Source organism: Arthrobacter sp. Hor0625, from assembly GCF_052567525.1.
Genome location: NZ_CP199586.1, coordinates 764828 through 781882 on the forward strand (window position 1 = coordinate 764828; position 17055 = coordinate 781882).

Annotated in this window: 8 protein-coding genes and 1 rRNA gene; 2 read left to right on the forward strand and 7 right to left on the reverse strand. The window is 67.2% G+C overall.

Annotated elements, in window-relative coordinates; genetic code table 11:
- Positions 1-515: 515 nt before the first annotated feature.
- The 4 genes from ACTWLI_RS03380 to ACTWLI_RS03395 form a co-directional block, all read right to left on the reverse strand.
- Positions 516-2039, reverse strand: a 16S ribosomal RNA gene (locus ACTWLI_RS03380).
- A 479-nt stretch (positions 2040-2518) separates the two neighbouring features.
- Positions 2519-6223 carry a 1,4-alpha-glucan branching enzyme gene (locus ACTWLI_RS03385; RefSeq protein ID WP_445155284.1) on the reverse strand — a complete coding sequence of 1235 codons (3705 nt, stop codon included), beginning with the start codon at positions 6221-6223 and terminating at the stop codon, positions 2519-2521.
- Position 6224: 1 nt separating this feature from the next.
- Positions 6225-8021 carry a maltose alpha-D-glucosyltransferase gene (gene treS, locus ACTWLI_RS03390; RefSeq protein ID WP_445155285.1) on the reverse strand — a complete coding sequence of 599 codons (1797 nt, stop codon included), beginning with the start codon at positions 8019-8021 and terminating at the stop codon, positions 6225-6227.
- 6 nt (positions 8022-8027) lie between these two features.
- Positions 8028-10100, reverse strand: coding sequence for an alpha-1,4-glucan--maltose-1-phosphate maltosyltransferase (locus ACTWLI_RS03395; RefSeq protein ID WP_445155286.1), 2073 nt, complete (start codon positions 10098-10100; stop codon positions 8028-8030).
- 140 nt (positions 10101-10240) lie between these two features.
- Here ACTWLI_RS03395 and glgP point away from each other — a divergent pair, with 140 nt between their 5' ends.
- Positions 10241-12859: an alpha-glucan family phosphorylase gene (gene glgP / locus ACTWLI_RS03400; protein ID WP_445155287.1), complete on the forward strand. Its 2619-nt coding sequence runs from the start codon at positions 10241-10243 to the stop codon at positions 12857-12859.
- A 131-nt stretch (positions 12860-12990) separates the two neighbouring features.
- Here the strand turns inward: glgP and ACTWLI_RS03405 are convergent, their stop codons facing one another.
- The 3 genes from ACTWLI_RS03405 to glgX are packed head-to-tail and all read right to left on the reverse strand — an operon-like array spanning position 12991 to position 15965.
- Positions 12991-13344 (reverse strand): barstar family protein, encoded by a 354-nt coding sequence (locus tag ACTWLI_RS03405; protein ID WP_445155288.1) that lies wholly within the window; start codon positions 13342-13344, stop codon positions 12991-12993.
- Positions 13345-13351: 7 nt separating this feature from the next.
- Positions 13352-13831 carry a ribonuclease domain-containing protein gene (locus tag ACTWLI_RS03410; protein ID WP_445155289.1) on the reverse strand — a complete coding sequence of 160 codons (480 nt, stop codon included), beginning with the start codon at positions 13829-13831 and terminating at the stop codon, positions 13352-13354.
- A 19-nt stretch (positions 13832-13850) separates the two neighbouring features.
- Positions 13851-15965, reverse strand: coding sequence for a glycogen debranching protein GlgX (glgX, locus tag ACTWLI_RS03415; protein WP_445155290.1), 2115 nt, complete (start codon positions 15963-15965; stop codon positions 13851-13853).
- A 108-nt stretch (positions 15966-16073) separates the two neighbouring features.
- Between glgX and ACTWLI_RS03420 the strand changes: the two genes are divergently transcribed.
- Complete coding sequence (locus ACTWLI_RS03420) at positions 16074-16880, forward strand: carbon-nitrogen hydrolase family protein (RefSeq protein WP_445155291.1); 807 nt, start codon at positions 16074-16076, stop codon at positions 16878-16880.
- Positions 16881-17055: the final 175 nt, after the last annotated feature.

Below are 17055 nucleotides of genomic sequence, written 5' to 3' on the forward strand. Positions count from 1 at the left end.
AAACCATGGAAACCAACCCCACACCCCAAACGGGTGTGGAACCAGATCCAGGTTCATATATCTTGGAAATTGCTTCTTATAAAAGATGCTCGCGTCCACTATGTAGTTCTCAAACAACAACCCCGTACCACACACCCCACACACCAGGCCCCCAAGGGAACCAACCAGTGCGCGACGCGTCGCAGCCGGGAAACCAGAAACACAAGCCCCACACCCCGCACCCCCTTCCCCGAGGGAAAGAAAAGCACAGGCCATGGTCCTGTTGTCTCAGGACCCAACAGTGTGCCAAACACGAAACCACCCATTCACACGCCCGCACCGTTCCAGGACACCCGCCCCAAAAGGAGCGGTACGTGTCCGTACTGGGTGCCGGCAGAAAATCCGGCGGCCGCTATTTGCTGATATTCCACCCGTGAGCACCCGCCGCAGAACTTGCGTCTGCGCAACGGGCGTTACTCCTGACAACACCACCACACAAACACAGGCTTGGCGGGGTTGTTGTAGGTGCTCCTTAGAAAGGAGGTGATCCAGCCGCACCTTCCGGTACGGCTACCTTGTTACGACTTAGTCCCAATCGCCAGTCCCACCTTCGACAGCTCCCTCCCACAAGGGGTTAGGCCACCGGCTTCGGGTGTTACCAACTTTCGTGACTTGACGGGCGGTGTGTACAAGGCCCGGGAACGTATTCACCGCAGCGTTGCTGATCTGCGATTACTAGCGACTCCGACTTCATGGGGTCGAGTTGCAGACCCCAATCCGAACTGAGACCGGCTTTTTGGGATTAGCTCCACCTCACAGTATCGCAACCCTTTGTACCGGCCATTGTAGCATGCGTGAAGCCCAAGACATAAGGGGCATGATGATTTGACGTCGTCCCCACCTTCCTCCGAGTTGACCCCGGCAGTCTCCCATGAGTCCCCGCCATAATGCGCTGGCAACATGGAACGAGGGTTGCGCTCGTTGCGGGACTTAACCCAACATCTCACGACACGAGCTGACGACAACCATGCACCACCTGTAAACCGGCCACAAGTGGGGGACCTGTTTCCAGGTCTTACCGGTTCATGTCAAGCCTTGGTAAGGTTCTTCGCGTTGCATCGAATTAATCCGCATGCTCCGCCGCTTGTGCGGGCCCCCGTCAATTCCTTTGAGTTTTAGCCTTGCGGCCGTACTCCCCAGGCGGGGCACTTAATGCGTTAGCTACGGCGCGGAAAACGTGGAATGTCCCCCACACCTAGTGCCCAACGTTTACGGCATGGACTACCAGGGTATCTAATCCTGTTCGCTCCCCATGCTTTCGCTCCTCAGCGTCAGTTAATGCCCAGAGACCTGCCTTCGCCATCGGTGTTCCTCCTGATATCTGCGCATTTCACCGCTACACCAGGAATTCCAGTCTCCCCTACATCACTCTAGTCTGCCCGTACCCACCGCAGATCCGGAGTTGAGCCCCGGACTTTCACGGCAGACGCGACAAACCGCCTACGAGCTCTTTACGCCCAATAATTCCGGATAACGCTTGCGCCCTACGTATTACCGCGGCTGCTGGCACGTAGTTAGCCGGCGCTTCTTCTGCAGGTACCGTCACTTTCGCTTCTTCCCTACTGAAAGAGGTTTACAACCCGAAGGCCGTCATCCCTCACGCGGCGTCGCTGCATCAGGCTTCCGCCCATTGTGCAATATTCCCCACTGCTGCCTCCCGTAGGAGTCTGGGCCGTGTCTCAGTCCCAGTGTGGCCGGTCACCCTCTCAGGCCGGCTACCCGTCGTCGCCTTGGTGAGCCATTACCTCACCAACAAGCTGATAGGCCGCGAGTCCATCCAAAACCACAAAAGCTTTCCACCCCCCACCATGCGATGAGGAGTCATATCCGGTATTAGACCCAGTTTCCCAGGCTTATCCCAGAGTTAAGGGCAGGTTACTCACGTGTTACTCACCCGTTCGCCACTAATCCCCGGTGCAAGCACCGGATCATCGTTCGACTTGCATGTGTTAAGCACGCCGCCAGCGTTCATCCTGAGCCAGGATCAAACTCTCCGTTGAAAACAAACAGACACAACCAACAACCCCGGGAAAACGGGGAAAGAAGGCTGCACAAAATTTGAAACCAGCTGTAAAAACCATGCCATCCACGGGGGTGGACAACACAGCCAAAACAACCAATCAATAAAACAATTGGTATCAACAAACTTGGCACACTATTGAGTTCTCAAACAACAGACACACCCGGCACCACCACAACCCCCTCAAGGGTCCCGGCTCGCTCCGGAGCAACTTTTCAAACTTACCCGCGCGCTTCGCCCTAGTCAAATCAGCGTTTTCGACTCAGTCTTCGAGAGGCTTTTTGTCTTTTTAGCGGATCAACTCCGGGGAGCAGCGCGGAAATAAACTGTACCACCACTCGGCCGCGGTGACAAAGCCGCCCTGGTGCGGGGCCCTCCTGGCGGGAGGCCCGGACCCGGCCGGGCAGCGAAAAGGCCCGGAACCGCGCGGATTCCGGGCCCTTCGGGAGCGGCCGGTTCTTAGCCGGCGGCCTTGAAGTACGCTGCGCCGAGCGGGGGCAGCGTCACGGTGAGCATGGCGGGCTGGCCGTCCACGCCGCCGTCGGACGCGTTGAGCGTGCCGCCGTTCAGGACGCCGGAGCCGCCGTACGCGGGGTCGTCGGTGTTCAGCACTTCCTGCCACGCACCGGCGGCCGGCACGCCGAGCCGGAAGTCATGGTGCGGGGCGCCGGAGAAGTTGAACACGCACACCAGTTCCTCGCCGTCCGCACCGCGGCGGATGAAGCTGAGGACGTTGCGGTCCGCGTCGCCGCCGTTGATCCACTGGAAGCCGTCGGGATCGTTGTCCCGCTCGTACAGGGCCGGGGTGGAGCGGTACAGCTCGTTCAGGTCCTTGGTCAGCAGCTGCACGCCGCGGTGCGCGGGGATGTCCGCCAGCCACCAGTCCAGGCCGTACTGTTCGGACCATTCGGCTTCCTGGCCGAACTCGGTGCCCATGAAAATCAACTGCTTGCCCGGATGCGCCCACTGGTAGCCGAGGAACGCCCGCAGGTTCGCCAGCTGCTGCCAGCGGTCCCCCGGCATCTTGCGCAGCATCGAGCCCTTGCCATGGACAACCTCATCGTGGCTGATCGGCAGCAGGAAGTTCTCCGTGTAGGCGTAGACCATCGAGAAAGTGATGGTGCCGTGGTGCCATTTGCGGTTGTACGGGTCCTCGGCCATGTACTTGAGCGAATCGTGCATCCAGCCCATGTTCCACTTGATCCCGAAGCCCAGCCCGCCCTGGCTGGTGGGTGCGGTGACGCCCGGGAAAGCGGTGGACTCCTCGGCGATCATGACCGCGCCGGGGTGCGTCTTGTAGACCGTGGCGTTGACCTCCTGCAGGAAGGAGATCGCCTCGAGGTTTTCGCGGCCGCCGAAGCGGTTGGGCCGCCACTGGCCCTCCTGGCGGGAGTAGTCCAGGTACAGCATCGAGGCGACAGCATCGACGCGCAGCCCGTCGATGTGGAACTCCTCGAGCCAGTACAGGGCGTTGGCGACCAGGAAGTTGCGCACCTCGCTGCGGCCGAAGTCGAAGATCAGCGTGCCCCAGTCGGGGTGTTCGCCCAGGGCCGGGTCGGAGTGCTCGTACAGCGGTTCGCCGTCGAACTGGGCCAGGGCCCATGCGTCCTTGGGGAAGTGTGCCGGCACCCAGTCCAGCAGCACGCCGATCCCGGCCTGGTGCAGCTCGTCCACCAGGTGCCGGAACTCGTCGGGATGCCCGAAGCGGGAGGTCGGCGCGAAGTAGGAGGTGACCTGGTAGCCCCAGGAGCCGCCGAAGGGATGCTCCGCGACCGGCATGAATTCGACGTGGCTGAAGCCGAGCCACTTCACGTACTCGACCAATTCCTTGGCCAGCTGGCGGTAGTCGAGGCCGAGCCGCCAGGATCCGAGGTGGACCTCGTAGACGCTCATCGGGGCGTTGTGCGGATCGCGGGCCGCCCGCGCCTGCATCCACTCGTCGTCCTTGAAGGCGTAGGAGGGTTCCACCACCCGGGAGGCCGTCAGCGGCGGCACTTCGGTGCCGAACGCGAGCGGGTCGGCCTTTTCCACCCAGTGGCCCTGCCTGGTCCGGATCTCGAATTTGTAGCACGCCCCTGCTACAACCCCGGGGATGAACAGTTCCCAGACCCCGGAGGATCCGAGCGAGCGCATCGAGAATTCCCGGCCGTCCCAGCCGTTGAAGTCGCCCTTGACCCGGACCGCCTGGGCGTTCGGGGCCCAGACGGCGAAGGACACGCCGTCGACGTCGCCGAGGGAGGACTTGTAGTGCCGCACGTGCGCGCCCAGCACGTCCCAGAGGCGCTCGTGACGGCCCTCGCCGATCAGGTGCAGGTCGATTTCACCGACCGTGGGCAGGTAGCGGTAGGGGTCGTCGGCGCGCTGCGGCGCCTGCCCCTCGTAGCTGACCTCGAGCCGGTAGTCGGGAACGTGCCCTGCCTCCACCGGTTCCAGCACGGCGACCCAGACGCCGTAGGCTTCGTGGGTCATCGGGACGGTGCCGGCGGAAGTGACGACCGAGACGGCTTCGGCGAGGTGCTTGACGGTGCGGATGGTGACATGGCCGTAGTCGTCCAGGTGGGCGCCGAGGACCGAGTGCGGCGCGTGGTGTTCCCCTGCGGCGATGCGGCCGAGGGTGGCGTCGTCGACGGGAAGCGGGGCTCCGGGTCGATCGGTACGTGCTGAACCTGTCATTTTGTTACCTTCCGGTGCGGCTTCGGCGGGAACGCCGGAGTCTGTACTGCCGAGGAGACGACGGGACGCATTCACCGGGATGGCGAGCCAGTCCGGCCGGTTCCGTAGTTCGTAAACAACTTCATAAAGGGCTTTGTCCAGCCACAGGGCGACGAAGAGCGGCGAGTCGCGGTCGATCGTGCCGGGGGTGACTTCGGCGTAGCCGGCCAGGAAGGCCTCCGCGCAGTCGTCCACCCAGCCTGCGGGGACGACGGCGTCTGGGATCACCGCGGCCGCGGACGCCGGGGACGCCGTGCCACTGTGTTCGCGGACCGCCGCGCCGGCGGCGTAGTCGAAGGACCGGAGCATACCCACGACGTCGCGCAGCGGCACGTCCGGGAAGTTGCGTTCGGAGATCGGCCGCAGCGGCTCCCCCTCGAAGTCGAGGATGGCCCAGCGGGCGGGCGTCCCGGGAGCGCCGGGGACCTGCAGGATCTGGCCCAGGTGCAGGTCGCCGTGGATCCGCTGCAACGGTCCGGCGCCGCTGCCTTCAAGCCGGGCGAGCAGCGCGTCGAGTTCGGCGTCGAAGGGCCCGACGGCGGCGCCGGCCTCCGCCCAGGACTGGCGGACGCGCTGGGCGACGCCGGAGGCGATGTCCCGGCCGGGGACGGTCTCCTCGGCGGTGCCCAGGGCCTCGGCCAGGCGGCGGTGCACGGTGGCGGTCGCGGCGCCCAGGGCGCGCGCCTCGGCGGTGAAGTCGGTGCCGGTGCTGGCGGCGTCGACGGCGAGGCGCCACGCGTCCAGTCCGCCGGCCAGGAATTCGTGCGCGACGGCGAGCTCGCCGCGCGAGGTCGCGGCGCTGTCCGGTCCGGTCCACTCGCCGGTCACCCAGCCGAGGGTGGCGGGGACCTCCGCGGTGCGGCCGGAGGTCAGCGCGGCACCGATCTCGACCTCAGGGTTCTGTCCCTCGGAGAGCACCCGGAAGAATTTCAGGATCGCCGCCGAGTCGCCGTCGTCGACAATCACCGAACTGTTGGACTGCTCGCCGGAGAGCACCCGGACCTTGCCGGTCGCGAAGGGCAGGCGGTAGCCGGAGGGCGCCAGGTGCCCGTTCGCCGCGGCGTCGGCGGTGGAGCCGCCGGTGCGCATGAGCTCGAGCCAGGCGGCGATGAACGCCGGGTCGTGGACGCCGTCGTAAATCCAGCCGTGCGCCCCGTCCGAGCCGTCCGCCGGGATCTCCCCAAGCAGGGCCGCGCCGGCGCCAGCCAGCGGCAGGGTCCGGGCGCTGAGCGGGACCTGCACAACGTCGGTGCGGCTGCCGTCGGCGGTCGGGTAAGTCACCGCCAGGAGCAGGACCTCCAGACGCGCACCTAGGTCCGGCGTCCCGCCCAGGTTCACCAGGCCCACGGGCTCGAAGCTGAAGTGGGCGCTCTTGACGGGGAACCAGCGTTGGCGCGGCAGCCAGCTGCGCAGCAGGGAGTCAAGCGCGGGGGAAAGGGTCGGTCGGGTCATGTCAGCCTTCGATGGACAGGATAGGCATCGCCTGGGTGTGCGGGGAGGCCGGGTTGGAACCGGCCGAGCGGACGCGCAGCCAGAAGAAGTCGTGGCTGCCCAGGGTCAAGGTGAGCGTGCCGTCCTCGGCGATGCCGGGGAACGGCTGCCCGCCGAAGACGTCCCGCAGCCCGCGGCCGGCGTACTGCGGGACGCGCAGCGTGGTCGCCACCGGGTGCTGGGAGAGGTTGAAAGCGCACAGGATGGTCTCCGGTTCCTCCCCCGCGGCGTTGCCGGCCGGCAGGTCGCGCAGGTAGGCCAGGACGACGTCGTGGTCCGCCTCGACGTGCTGGAAGGACCCGAGCCCGAACGCCGGGTGGTTCTTGCGCACACTGAGGATCTGCCGGGTCCAGCGCAGCAGCGACCCCGAATGCGCCGCCTCGGCCTCGACATTGGCCATGCTGTAGTTGTAGACCAGCGACTGGATGACCGGAAGGTAGAGCTTGCCCGGGTCGGCGTTGGAGAACCCGGCATTGCGGTCCGGGTTCCACTGCATCGGCGTGCGGACCGCGTCGCGGTCCTCGAGCCAGATGTTGTCGCCCATCCCGATCTCGTCGCCGTAGTACAGGAACGGGCTGCCCGGCAGCGAGAGCAGCAGGGCGTTGATCAGTTCAATCTCCGACCGCGAGTTGTCCAGCAGCGGCGCCAGCCGGCGCCGGATGCCGATGTTGGCCCGCATGCGCGGGTCCGGCGCGTACCAGCCGAGCATCGCGGCGCGCTCGTCGGCGGTGACCATTTCCAGGGTCAGCTCGTCATGGTTGCGCAGGAACGTTCCCCACTGGGCACCTTCGGGGATGGCCGGGGTGTCCTTCATCGTCTCGATGATGGGCGCGGCCTTCTGGTCGCGCAGGGCGTAGTAGAGCCGCGGCATGATCGGGAAGTGGAAGGCCATGTGGCATTCCGGTTCCTCTTCGGTGCCGAAGTACTCCACGACCTCGACCGGGGGCTGGTTGGCTTCGGCGATGATGACGCGGCCCGGGTAGCTCTCGTCGACCATTCGCCGCAGCTGGCGCAGGAACTCGTGCGTGGCGGGCAGGTTCTCGCAGTTGGTGCCCTCCTCCTCGAACAGGTACGGGATGGCGTCGGCCCGGAAGCCGTCGATGCCCTGGTCCAGCCAGAACCGCACGACGTCGAACAGGGCGTCGATCACCTTCGGGTTTTCGAAGTTCAGGTCGGGCTGGTGGCTGAAGAAGCGGTGCCAGAAGAACTGGCGGCGGATCGGGTCGAAGGTCCAGTTGGATTCCTCGGTGTCCACGAAGATGATGCGGGCGTCCTGGTACTTCTCGTCCGTGTCGCTCCAGACGTAGAAGTCGCCGAACGGGCCGTCCGGGTCCTTGCGGGACTCCTGGAACCAGGGGTGCTGGTCCGAGGTGTGGTTCAGCGGCAGGTCGATGATGACGCGGACGCCCCGGGCGTGCGCTTCGGCGACGAGCCGCTTGAAGTCGCTGATCGTGCCGAATTCATCCAGCACGGAGTTGTAGTCCGAGATGTCGTAGCCGCCGTCGCGCAGCGGGGACTGGAAGAAGGGCGGGAGCCAGAGGCAGTCGACGCCGAGCCACTGCAGGTAGTCCAGCTTTTCGATCAGGCCGTGGAAGTCGCCGGAGCCGTCGCCGTTTCCGTCCGCGAAGCCGCGGACCAGCACCTCGTAGAACACCGCCTTGCGGTACCAGTGCGGGTCGTGCTGGAGCCCGGGGGCATTCAATTCGAAGGTGCCCTTCGGCGTGAAGTGGTGGCTGGGGTTGCTCGGGCTGAAACTCACTGGCTGCTACCTCCGGATGCTCAGGATGTGGGCGGGTTCGACGTGCGCATCGAGGCGGACGTAGTTGTACTCGCCCCATTCCCAGCTTTCGCCGGTGAGCAGGTCATCGACGATGAAACCGCCGTTGTGCGTCAGGTCGGCCGGGTCCAGTTCCAGGGCGGGCAGGTCCAGGGACACCGTGCTCTCCCGGGTGCTGTGCGGATCCACGTTCACCACGATGATCAGGGTGTCCTTGGAGCCGTCCGGCAGGGTCTTGTGCTTGGAGTACACGACGGTGGCGTCGTCGGTGCTCTGGTGCAGGGTCAGGTTCTGCAGGTCGCCGAGGGCCGGGTGGGCGCGCCGGATCTCGTTCAGCCGGGTCAGGTACGGGGCCAGGGTGCGGCCGGATTCGGCCGCGGCATCCCAGTCACGGGCCTTGTACTCGAACTTCTCGTTGTCGATGTACTCCTCGGCCCCGGGCCGGGCGACGTGCTCGTAAAGCTCGTAGCCGGCGTACACGCCCCAGATCGGGCTGGCCGTCGCCGCGAGCGTGGCGCGGATCTTGAACGCTGCCGGGCCGCCGAACTGGAGGTATTCGGTGAGGATGTCCGGGGTGTTGACGAAGAAGTTGGGCCGGAAGTACGCCGGGGATTCGTGGCTGACCTCGTGGAAGTACTCCTCCAGCTCCTTCTTGGTGTTCCGCCAGGTGAAGTAGGTATAGGACTGCTGGAACCCTGCCCGTCCGAGCGCGTGCATCATGGCCGGCCGGGTGAACGCCTCGGCGAGGAACACGACGTCGGGGTGCTTCTTGTTCACCTTGGCGATCAGCCATTCCCAGAACCACACCGGCTTGGTGTGCGGGTTGTCGACGCGGAAAACCTTGACCCCGTGGCTGACCCAGAGCAGGACGATCCGCAGGATCTCGTTGGACAAGCCCGCCGGGTCGTTGTCGAAGTTCAGCGGGAAGATGTCCTGGTACTTCTTCGGCGGGTTTTCGGCGTAGGCGATGCTGCCGTCCACCCGGGTGGTGAACCATTCGGGGTGGCTCTGCACCCACGGGTGGTCCGGGGCGGCCTGCAGGGCAAGGTCCAGGGCCACCTCCAGGCCGAGCTCGCCGGCGCGGGCCACGAACGCGTCAAAATCCTCGAAGGTGCCGAGGTCCGGGTGGATGGCGTCGTGGCCACCCTCCTTGGCGCCGATCGCCCAGGGCGAGCCGGGGTCATGCGGGCCGGCCAGCAGGGTGTTGTTCGGGCCCTTGCGGTGCTGGGTGCCGATCGGGTGGATCGGGGCCATGTAGATGATGTCGAAGCCCATCGCGGCGACGGCGTCGAGGCGCTTGGCGGCGGTGCGGAACGTTCCGGAGGTCCACTCGCCGGTCTCGTGGTTGCGGACGGCGCCCTCGGAGCGGGGGAAGAATTCGTACCAGGCGCCCCGGCCGGCCAGTTCGCGCTCCACCAGCAGCGGATAGGGCTCCGTGGCGGTCACCAGTTCACGGATCGGCTGCCGGGCGACGACGGCGGCGACCTCGGCGCTGAAGCCGGCGGCGAGGCGCTCCTCGGGCGTCTTGGACGCGTCGGAGAGCCCGACGACGGCGATCCGCAGGGTCCGCCGGTCCGCGGAGGGCCGGGTGGTGTCTTCCGACGCCTCGGTCAGCAGTGCGGCGCCCTCCGCGAGCATCAGGTCGACGTCGATGCCGGCCTCGATCTTCACCTCGGCGTTGTGGTGCCAGGTGCCGTAGCGGTCGTGCCAGGCTTCGATGACGAAGGACCATTTGCCGGTCCCGGACGGGGTGAGCAGGCCCTCCCAGCGGTCGGTGCCCTTGCCCCGGTCACCGCGCGGGGGTGCGAGCCGGACCCGCTGGCGTTCCTTGCCGCGCGGGTCCAGGAGCACCGCGCTGACGCCGAGCATGTCGTGGCCTTCGCGGAACGCAGTGGCCCCTACGACGATGCTCTCGCCGACGACTGCCTTGGCGGGGAATTTTCCGTCCTCGACCGCGGGCTGAACCGCGGTGATGGGAAATCTGCCGAATTTGAGGCCATCCGTGATCAGGGCCTTCGGCTTTTGCTTGGACACGGCACTGGTTCGCGAGTTAGTCGTCACAGCCTCGACGTTATCTACAAATCGCACAGAATGCTAAGGTCACGCAGTTTTCTGGCCTAATCCTGAGGTCCTTCCGACATTTACCGGAAAGAAAGCCAAAGCGGTTCCGGGGCCCTGCGTTGTCCGTTAGTGTTTCGCTCGTGAAGGCTATCCGCAGATTTACCGTCCGAACCGTTCTTCCCGAATCGATCCGGCCCCTGGCGCGGCTCGCCACCAACCTTCGCTGGTCGTGGCACCTGCCGACGCGGGAGCTGTTCGAGCAGCTGAACCCGGCCGTCTGGGCCGAGAGCGCCCAGGACCCGGTGACCTTCCTGGGCCTGGTCAGCCGCGAGGAGCTGCAGCGGCTCGCCGCGGACCAGGACGTGGTGCGCCGCGTCCACGCCGCCGCCGACGAACTGGACCGGTACCTGGAGGAGCCCCGCTGGTACCAGAGCCTGGGCGAGGACGCGCCCCGGTGCATCGCGTACTTCTCCCCCGAGTTCGGCATCACCGAGGTGCTGCCCCAGTACTCCGGCGGTCTCGGTATCCTCGCCGGCGACCACCTGAAGGCGGCCTCCGACCTCGGCGTCCCGCTGATCGGCGTCGGCCTGCTCTACCAGGCCGGCTATTTCAAGCAGTCCCTGTCCCGCGATGCCTGGCAGCAGGAGACCTACCCCGTCCTGGACCCCGACGGACTGCCCCTGACGCTGCTCCGCGAGGCGTCACCGGACGGGAACGGCCGTCCCGTGCAGATTTCCCTGCCGCTCCCCCACGGCCGGCGCCTGCTGGCGCACGTCTGGCGGGCCGACGTCGGGCGCGTCCCGCTGCTGCTGCTGGACTCCAACGTCGCGGGCAACGACGACGCCGCGCGCGGCATCACCGACCGGCTGTACGGCGGCGGCGGGGACCACCGGCTGCAGCAGGAACTCCTGCTGGGCATGGGCGGGGTGAAGGCGCTGCGGGCCTTCCAACGGCTGGCCGGCGTCCCGGCGCCGGAGGTGTTCCACACCAACGAGGGCCACGCCGGCTTCCTCGGCGTCGAGCGCATCCAGGAACTGATGTCCGGGGAGAACCCGCTCAGCTGGGAGGAGGCGCTGACGGCGGGACGCGCGTCCACCGTGTTCACCACCCACACCCCGGTCCCGGCCGGCATCGACCGCTTCGAGACCTCCCAGATCGAGCATTTCTTCACCGCCGGGCTGGCCCCGGATGTGCCGGTCGCGAAAATCCTGGACCTGGGCCGGGAAGACTTCGCGGACGGCAACCCGTTCGTGTTCAACATGGCGGTAATGGGGCTGCGGCTGGCGCAGCGGGCCAACGGCGTCGCCAAGCTGCACGGCGTCGTCTCCCGCGGCATGTTCTCGGCGCTCTGGCCCGGGTTCGACCACTCCGAGGTGCCCATCACCTCGGTCACCAACGGCGTGCACGTGCCCACCTGGGTCGATCCCCGGGTCTCCCAGCTGGCGCGCGGGCAGTTCGGTTCCGACGCCGAGACCGAAGGCCGCTGGGACCTGGCCTACAACGTCAGCGACGAGGCGATCTGGGCGCTGCGCCGCGAGATGCGGGTGTCCCTGGTCGAAGACGTCCGGCGCCGGCTCCGGGCGGCCTGGAAGAAGCGCGGTGCGGCCGACGCCGAACTGTCCTGGACGGATTCGGTGCTCGACCCTGACGTCCTGACCATCGGCTTCGCCCGCCGGGTGCCGACCTACAAGCGGCTGACGCTGATGCTGCGCGACCCGGACCGGCTCCGGGCCCTGCTGCTGCACAAGACGCATCCGATCCAGCTGGTGATCGCCGGCAAGTCCCACCCGGCGGACGACGCCGGCAAGAAGATGATCCAGGACCTGGTCCGGTTCACCGACGACCCGGCGGTCCGGCACCGGATCGCGTTCCTGCCCAACTACGACATCGCCATGGCGCGGACCCTCTTCCCCGGCTGCGACGTCTGGCTCAACAACCCACTCCGCCCGCTGGAGGCCTGCGGGACCTCGGGCATGAAGGCCGCCCTGAACGGGTCGCTGAACCTCTCGGTGCTGGACGGCTGGTGGGATGAGATGTACGACGGCGAGAACGGCTGGGCGATCCCGACGGCCAACAACGACGCCTCCTCCGAGGAACGCGACGACATCGAGGCCGCGGCGCTGTACGAGCTGCTGGAAACCCAGGTGGCGCCGAAGTTTTACGGCCTCACGGTTTCCGACGGCGCCGGCGCCGCCGGCCCCTCGGAGCCCGGGCCGCAGACGGTCCCCACGCACTGGGTTTCGATGATCAAGCACACCATGGCGCACCTGGGCCCGGCCGTGTCCGCGGACAGGATGTTGAAGGACTACGTCAACGTCCTCTACCGGCCGGCCGCCGAGGCAGGGCGGCACGCCTCCGCCGGCAACTACGCCGAGGCCAAGGCCCTGGCCGCCTGGTGCGCCCGGGTCCGGGCGGCGTGGCCGCTGATCCAGGTGGAGCACGTGGACTCCGTGGGCGTCTCGGAGGACCCGCAGATCGGCGACGACCTGCAGGTGAACGCCTACGTGGCGCTGCACGAGCTGCCGCCGGAGGACGTGGCCGTGGAGGTGGCGTTCGGCCGGGCCGAGGACAGCGACGAGCTGACCGACGTGACCGTGCTGGAGCTGAAGAACGCCGAGGACCTGGGCAAGGGCCGGTACCTCTTCAGCGGCACCCTGGTGATCGACCGCTCCGGCTCCTTCGGCTACACCGTCCGGGTGCTGCCGAAGCACGAGGGGTTGGCGTCGAAGGCCGAGCTGGGCCTGATCGTCAACGCCTGACCTGCTGTGCCGCTCCGCAAATCGGCCCATGCTCCGCGTGCTCGCTCGTTCCTCGCTTAGACGCACGCTTCCGCATGACCGATTCGCGGGGTTACCAGGTTGCTCCGACGGTGCTGTTGTGCCGCTCCGCCCTAGAGGCAGACGGTGATGATGTTCAGGTCCGTGCCGGCGTAGCTTTCGGCGTCTTGGAGGATCTCGCACATGAGGCCGAAGGCGCGGTCGCTGCGGAAGTCGGGGGGGACCTGCCAGATGACGGTGGCCGGCCGGCCGTCGTCGGCTGCGGCGTCGGCGAAGTCGTGCAGGGAGTCATTCAGGGCGTCGAGGTTGATGCCGTAGTGCTCCGAGAAGTCCAGGGCGTCGCCGAAGGCGGCAAGGACCGCCTTTTTTGATTCGGCGGCCGGGATTACCAGCACGCGGCGGCCGGCGTCGTGCGCCTGGTCCCGCAGTTCTTCAAGCGTCCAGGTGTCGGCGGCGAATATTTTCATGGGTCCCCTACTTGCCTTCGGCGATGAATTTGAACGAATCGTAATGGTCGGCGGTGTAGTACTTTTCGCCGGCGGCGCCCGTGACGATCCGGCGCGCACCGCGGTCCGACTCCCCCGGGGTCGGAACGGTGAATTCGCGGTAATAGCCGGAGGATTTCCGTGGCAAGATCCGCTCGAAATTGCTGAACACGGCATTGTCCCGGGCGTACGGGTACGGTCCGCCGCGGGCGATGAGGGCCAGGACCCGCCGGGCCTCGGACGGCAGTGCCGACGCCTTGATCTCCGGCAATCCGGACGGGTTGGCGACGCCCGGGGCCTCCGGCGCGGCTGTGCGGGCGGTCGGGCTGCCGGCGGCGGAGCTGCTGGTAGGCGCCGGGTTTGCCGGCGAGGGGCCGGTCCCGGCCTGTGGCGGACCGCCCAGGACAAAAACCAGGACCACCACCCCCAGCAGCGCCGCGAGTGTGGCGAGGAGCCGTCGGGTCTTCATGCGTGGTCCTTCCGGGCCGCTAGACGCGGTAGATGTTGATGCTGTTGGCCTGGACCACGTCCCGCTCCCCGGCGGCGATGCGGACACCCTGGCGGCGGTCATGCAGTTCAGAAGTCGTCAGCCGCAGTTCGTACAGCCGGTGCGCGCCGCCGTCGTCCGCGGGGATGAGCGGAAGGGTGACCTTGACGTCGTCGGCGCCGCCGTTGACCACCACGAGCCCGTCGATGCGCCCATCGTCGGAGCCCAGCAGGAGCTGGACCACCCGGTGGCCGGGGTCCTGCCAGCGCTCCCCGGACATGGGGGCGCCGTCCGCGTCGAACCAGTGGAAGTAGGACTGCCGGTCCCGCGCCGGGTAATCGTGCGGCTGGGCGGCCAGGAACTCCTTGCGGAGCCGGATCACGCGTTTGGTGGTGCGCAGCATGCCGTGGGATTCCGGCGTGCTGGTCCAGTCGATCCAGGTGATGGGGTTGTCCTGGCAGTAGGCGTTGTTGTTTCCCTGCTGGCTGCGGCCAACCTCGTCCCCGGCGGTGATCATGGGCACGCCCTGGGAGATCATCAGCGAGGCCATGAGGTTGCGGCTGGTCTGGGCGCGCCGGGCGAGGACTTCTTCGTCCTCGGTGCGGCCCTCGAAGCCGTGGTTGTAACTGCGGTTGTCGCCGTGGCCGTCGCGGTTCTGTTCCCCGTTCGCCTCGTTGTGTTTGCGGTCGTAGGACACCAGGTCGGCCAGGGTGAACCCGTCGTGCGCGGTGATGAAGTTGACCGAGGCCAGCCGGCTCCGGCCGGAGGGTTCGAAGAGGCTGGCCGAGCCGGACAGCGCGTCCGCGAGCCGCGCCACCGACCCGCCCTGGCCGCCGGCGTCGATCGCGGCCCGGTCCGCGAGCCAGAAAGTGCGGACGGCATCGCGGAAATGGTCGTTCCAGTCCACCCAGCCTGCGGGGAAGCGGCCGGTCTGCCAGCCGCCGTAGCCGATGTCCCAGGGCTCGGCGATGAGCTTGGTCTCCGAAAGCACCGGGTCCGCGGCGACCGCCACCAGGAACGGGTGCCGCGGGTCGAATTCGTTGTTGGCGTTGCGGCACAGGGTGACGGCGAGGTCGAAGCGGAACCCGTCGATATGGAACTCGTTGACCCAGTAGCGCAGGGAATCGAGCACCAGCTGCACCACGCGCGGCTCGCCGAAGTTCAGCGAATTGCCGCAGCCAGTGGTGTCCACGTACTTCCCATGGCCGTCGTGGCGGTAGTACTGCTGGTCTCCCAGGCCGCGGAAGCTCAGCGTTGGGCCGTCGGCGCCGCCCTCGGCCGTGTGGTTGTAGACGACGTCGAGGATCACCTCGAGCCCTGCGTCGTGCAGCAGCTTCACCATGCCCTTGAACTCGTCCTGCACCGCTTGGGGGCCGGCGTCGCGGGCGGCCTGGGTGGCGTAGCCGGGGTGCGGGGCGAAGAACGCGGCGGTGTTGTAGCCCCAGTAGTTGGGCAGGCCGAGGTTCTGCAGGTGTTGTTCGTCGATGTGGAAGTGCACCGGCAGCAGCTGCACGGCCGTGATGCCAAGCGAGATCAGATGTTCGACCATGGCCGGGTGCGCCATGCCGGCGTAGGTGCCCTGGAGGTGCTCGGGGATGTCCGGGTGCAGCATGGTCTGGCCGCGGACGTGGGCCTCGTAGATGATCGTGTTGCGCCATGGGGTGCGGGGTGCGTGGTCCAGGCCCCAGTCAAAGTCGCCGGTCATCCGCACGTTTGTAATGAAGCCGTCGCGTTCGTCCACGCCGCGGCCGTAGGGGTCCAGCAGCAGCGGCTGTTCGCCGTCGGCGTCGAAATCCAGCGTCGGGATGGACAGCGGCAGGGCGGGGGTCTCGGGCGAGGGGCGCAGGCCGTACCGCGATCCGGCCGGGAGACCCTCGACGATGCCGTGGTGGACGCCGTCGGTGACGCTGGGCAGGGTTTTCAGCTGCCAGTTGCCGCCCGGGGGCTGGAAGGCGACGTCCAGGGAGGCCACGCCGGGCGCGAAAACGGCCACGTTGGCGAAGGCACCCCGAGGATCGTCCGTCGCCGGGAAACCCGTGCGGGGGACGCTGACACCCAGCGGAAACGGCCGCGAGGCGTCTACCGTAGTAGCTGCTTCAGCAAAGGACTTGACCATCGCTAATAGCTTAGCCGGGATAAGGCCCCCGCTTTCCCGGCCGCGGCGGGTTACGGCGCCGCGGGCCGTGCACCGGCATACTGGGAGAAGACCAGACTGGAGGTAACCGTGCGCGTAGCACTTGCTCAAATCATTACCGGCCGCGCGCCGGAGCGGAACCTGGACCTGGTCCGGGAGTACGCCCGCAAGGCGAAGGCGGGCGGCGCCGAGCTGGTGGTCTTCCCGGAGGCGACGATGCGCGCGTTCGGCAATTCGCTGCTGGACATCGCGGAGCCCCTCGACGGGCCGTGGGCGTCGCAGGTCCGCGCCCTCGCGGCGGAGCTCGGCATCGTGGTGGTGGCCGGGATGTTCACGCCGGGCGCTGCCGGGGACGGCGGGGCCAAGGTCCGCAACACGCTGCTGGTCACCGGCCCCGGGGTGGACACCAGCTACGACAAGATCCACCTCTTTGACGCGTTCGGGTTCGCCGAGTCGGACACCGTGGACGCCGGCACGGCGCCGGTGACGTTCGACGTCGGCGGCGTCACCGTGGGCCTCGCGACCTGCTACGACCTGCGGTTCCCTGCCCTGTTCACCGAGAACGCCGACCGCGGCGCCGTGGTCAACATCGTCTGCGCGTCGTGGGGCGCCGGTCCGGGCAAAGTTGAGCAGTGGAAGCTGCTGTCCCGGGCCCGCGCCGCCGATTCCACCACGTTTGTCCTCGCGTGCGGGCAGGGCGACCCGGCCAGCCAGGGCCTCGAGGTGAAGGGCTCCGCCCCCACCGGCGTCGGGCACTCCGCCGTCGTCTCCCCCTTCGGCGAGGTGCTCCAGGAGCTCGACGGCGCCCCCGGCCTGCTCTTCGCCGACCTGGACCCCGCCGCCGTCGCCGACGCCCGGGCTAAACTCCCCGTCCTCGCCAACCGCCACCGCTTCTAACCGACGCTCCCTCACGTATGGCACCAAAAAGCAAAACGCTCCCTCACGTATGGCACCAAAAAGCAAAACGCTCCCTCACCTGATGTGAGGGAGCGTTTTGACTGCTGCTACCGGATCTGAGGGAGCGTCCCGGAAAAACCCGTCAAACCTGAGGGAGCGTCCCGGGAAAACCCGC

What these genes read in the sequence shown, in the direction of transcription:
- ACTWLI_RS03405 (WP_445155288.1), bottom strand. Translation starts at nt 13,344, where the DNA reads ATGAAAATATTCGCCGCCGACACCTGGACGCTTGAAGAACTGCGGGAC.
- glgX (WP_445155290.1), bottom strand. Translation starts at nt 15,965, where the DNA reads ATGGTCAAGTCCTTTGCTGAAGCAGCTACTACGGTAGACGCCTCGCGG.
- ACTWLI_RS03410 (WP_445155289.1), bottom strand. Translation starts at nt 13,831, where the DNA reads ATGAAGACCCGACGGCTCCTCGCCACACTCGCGGCGCTGCTGGGGGTG.
- ACTWLI_RS03385 (WP_445155284.1), bottom strand. Translation starts at nt 6,223, where the DNA reads ATGACCCGACCGACCCTTTCCCCCGCGCTTGACTCCCTGCTGCGCAGC.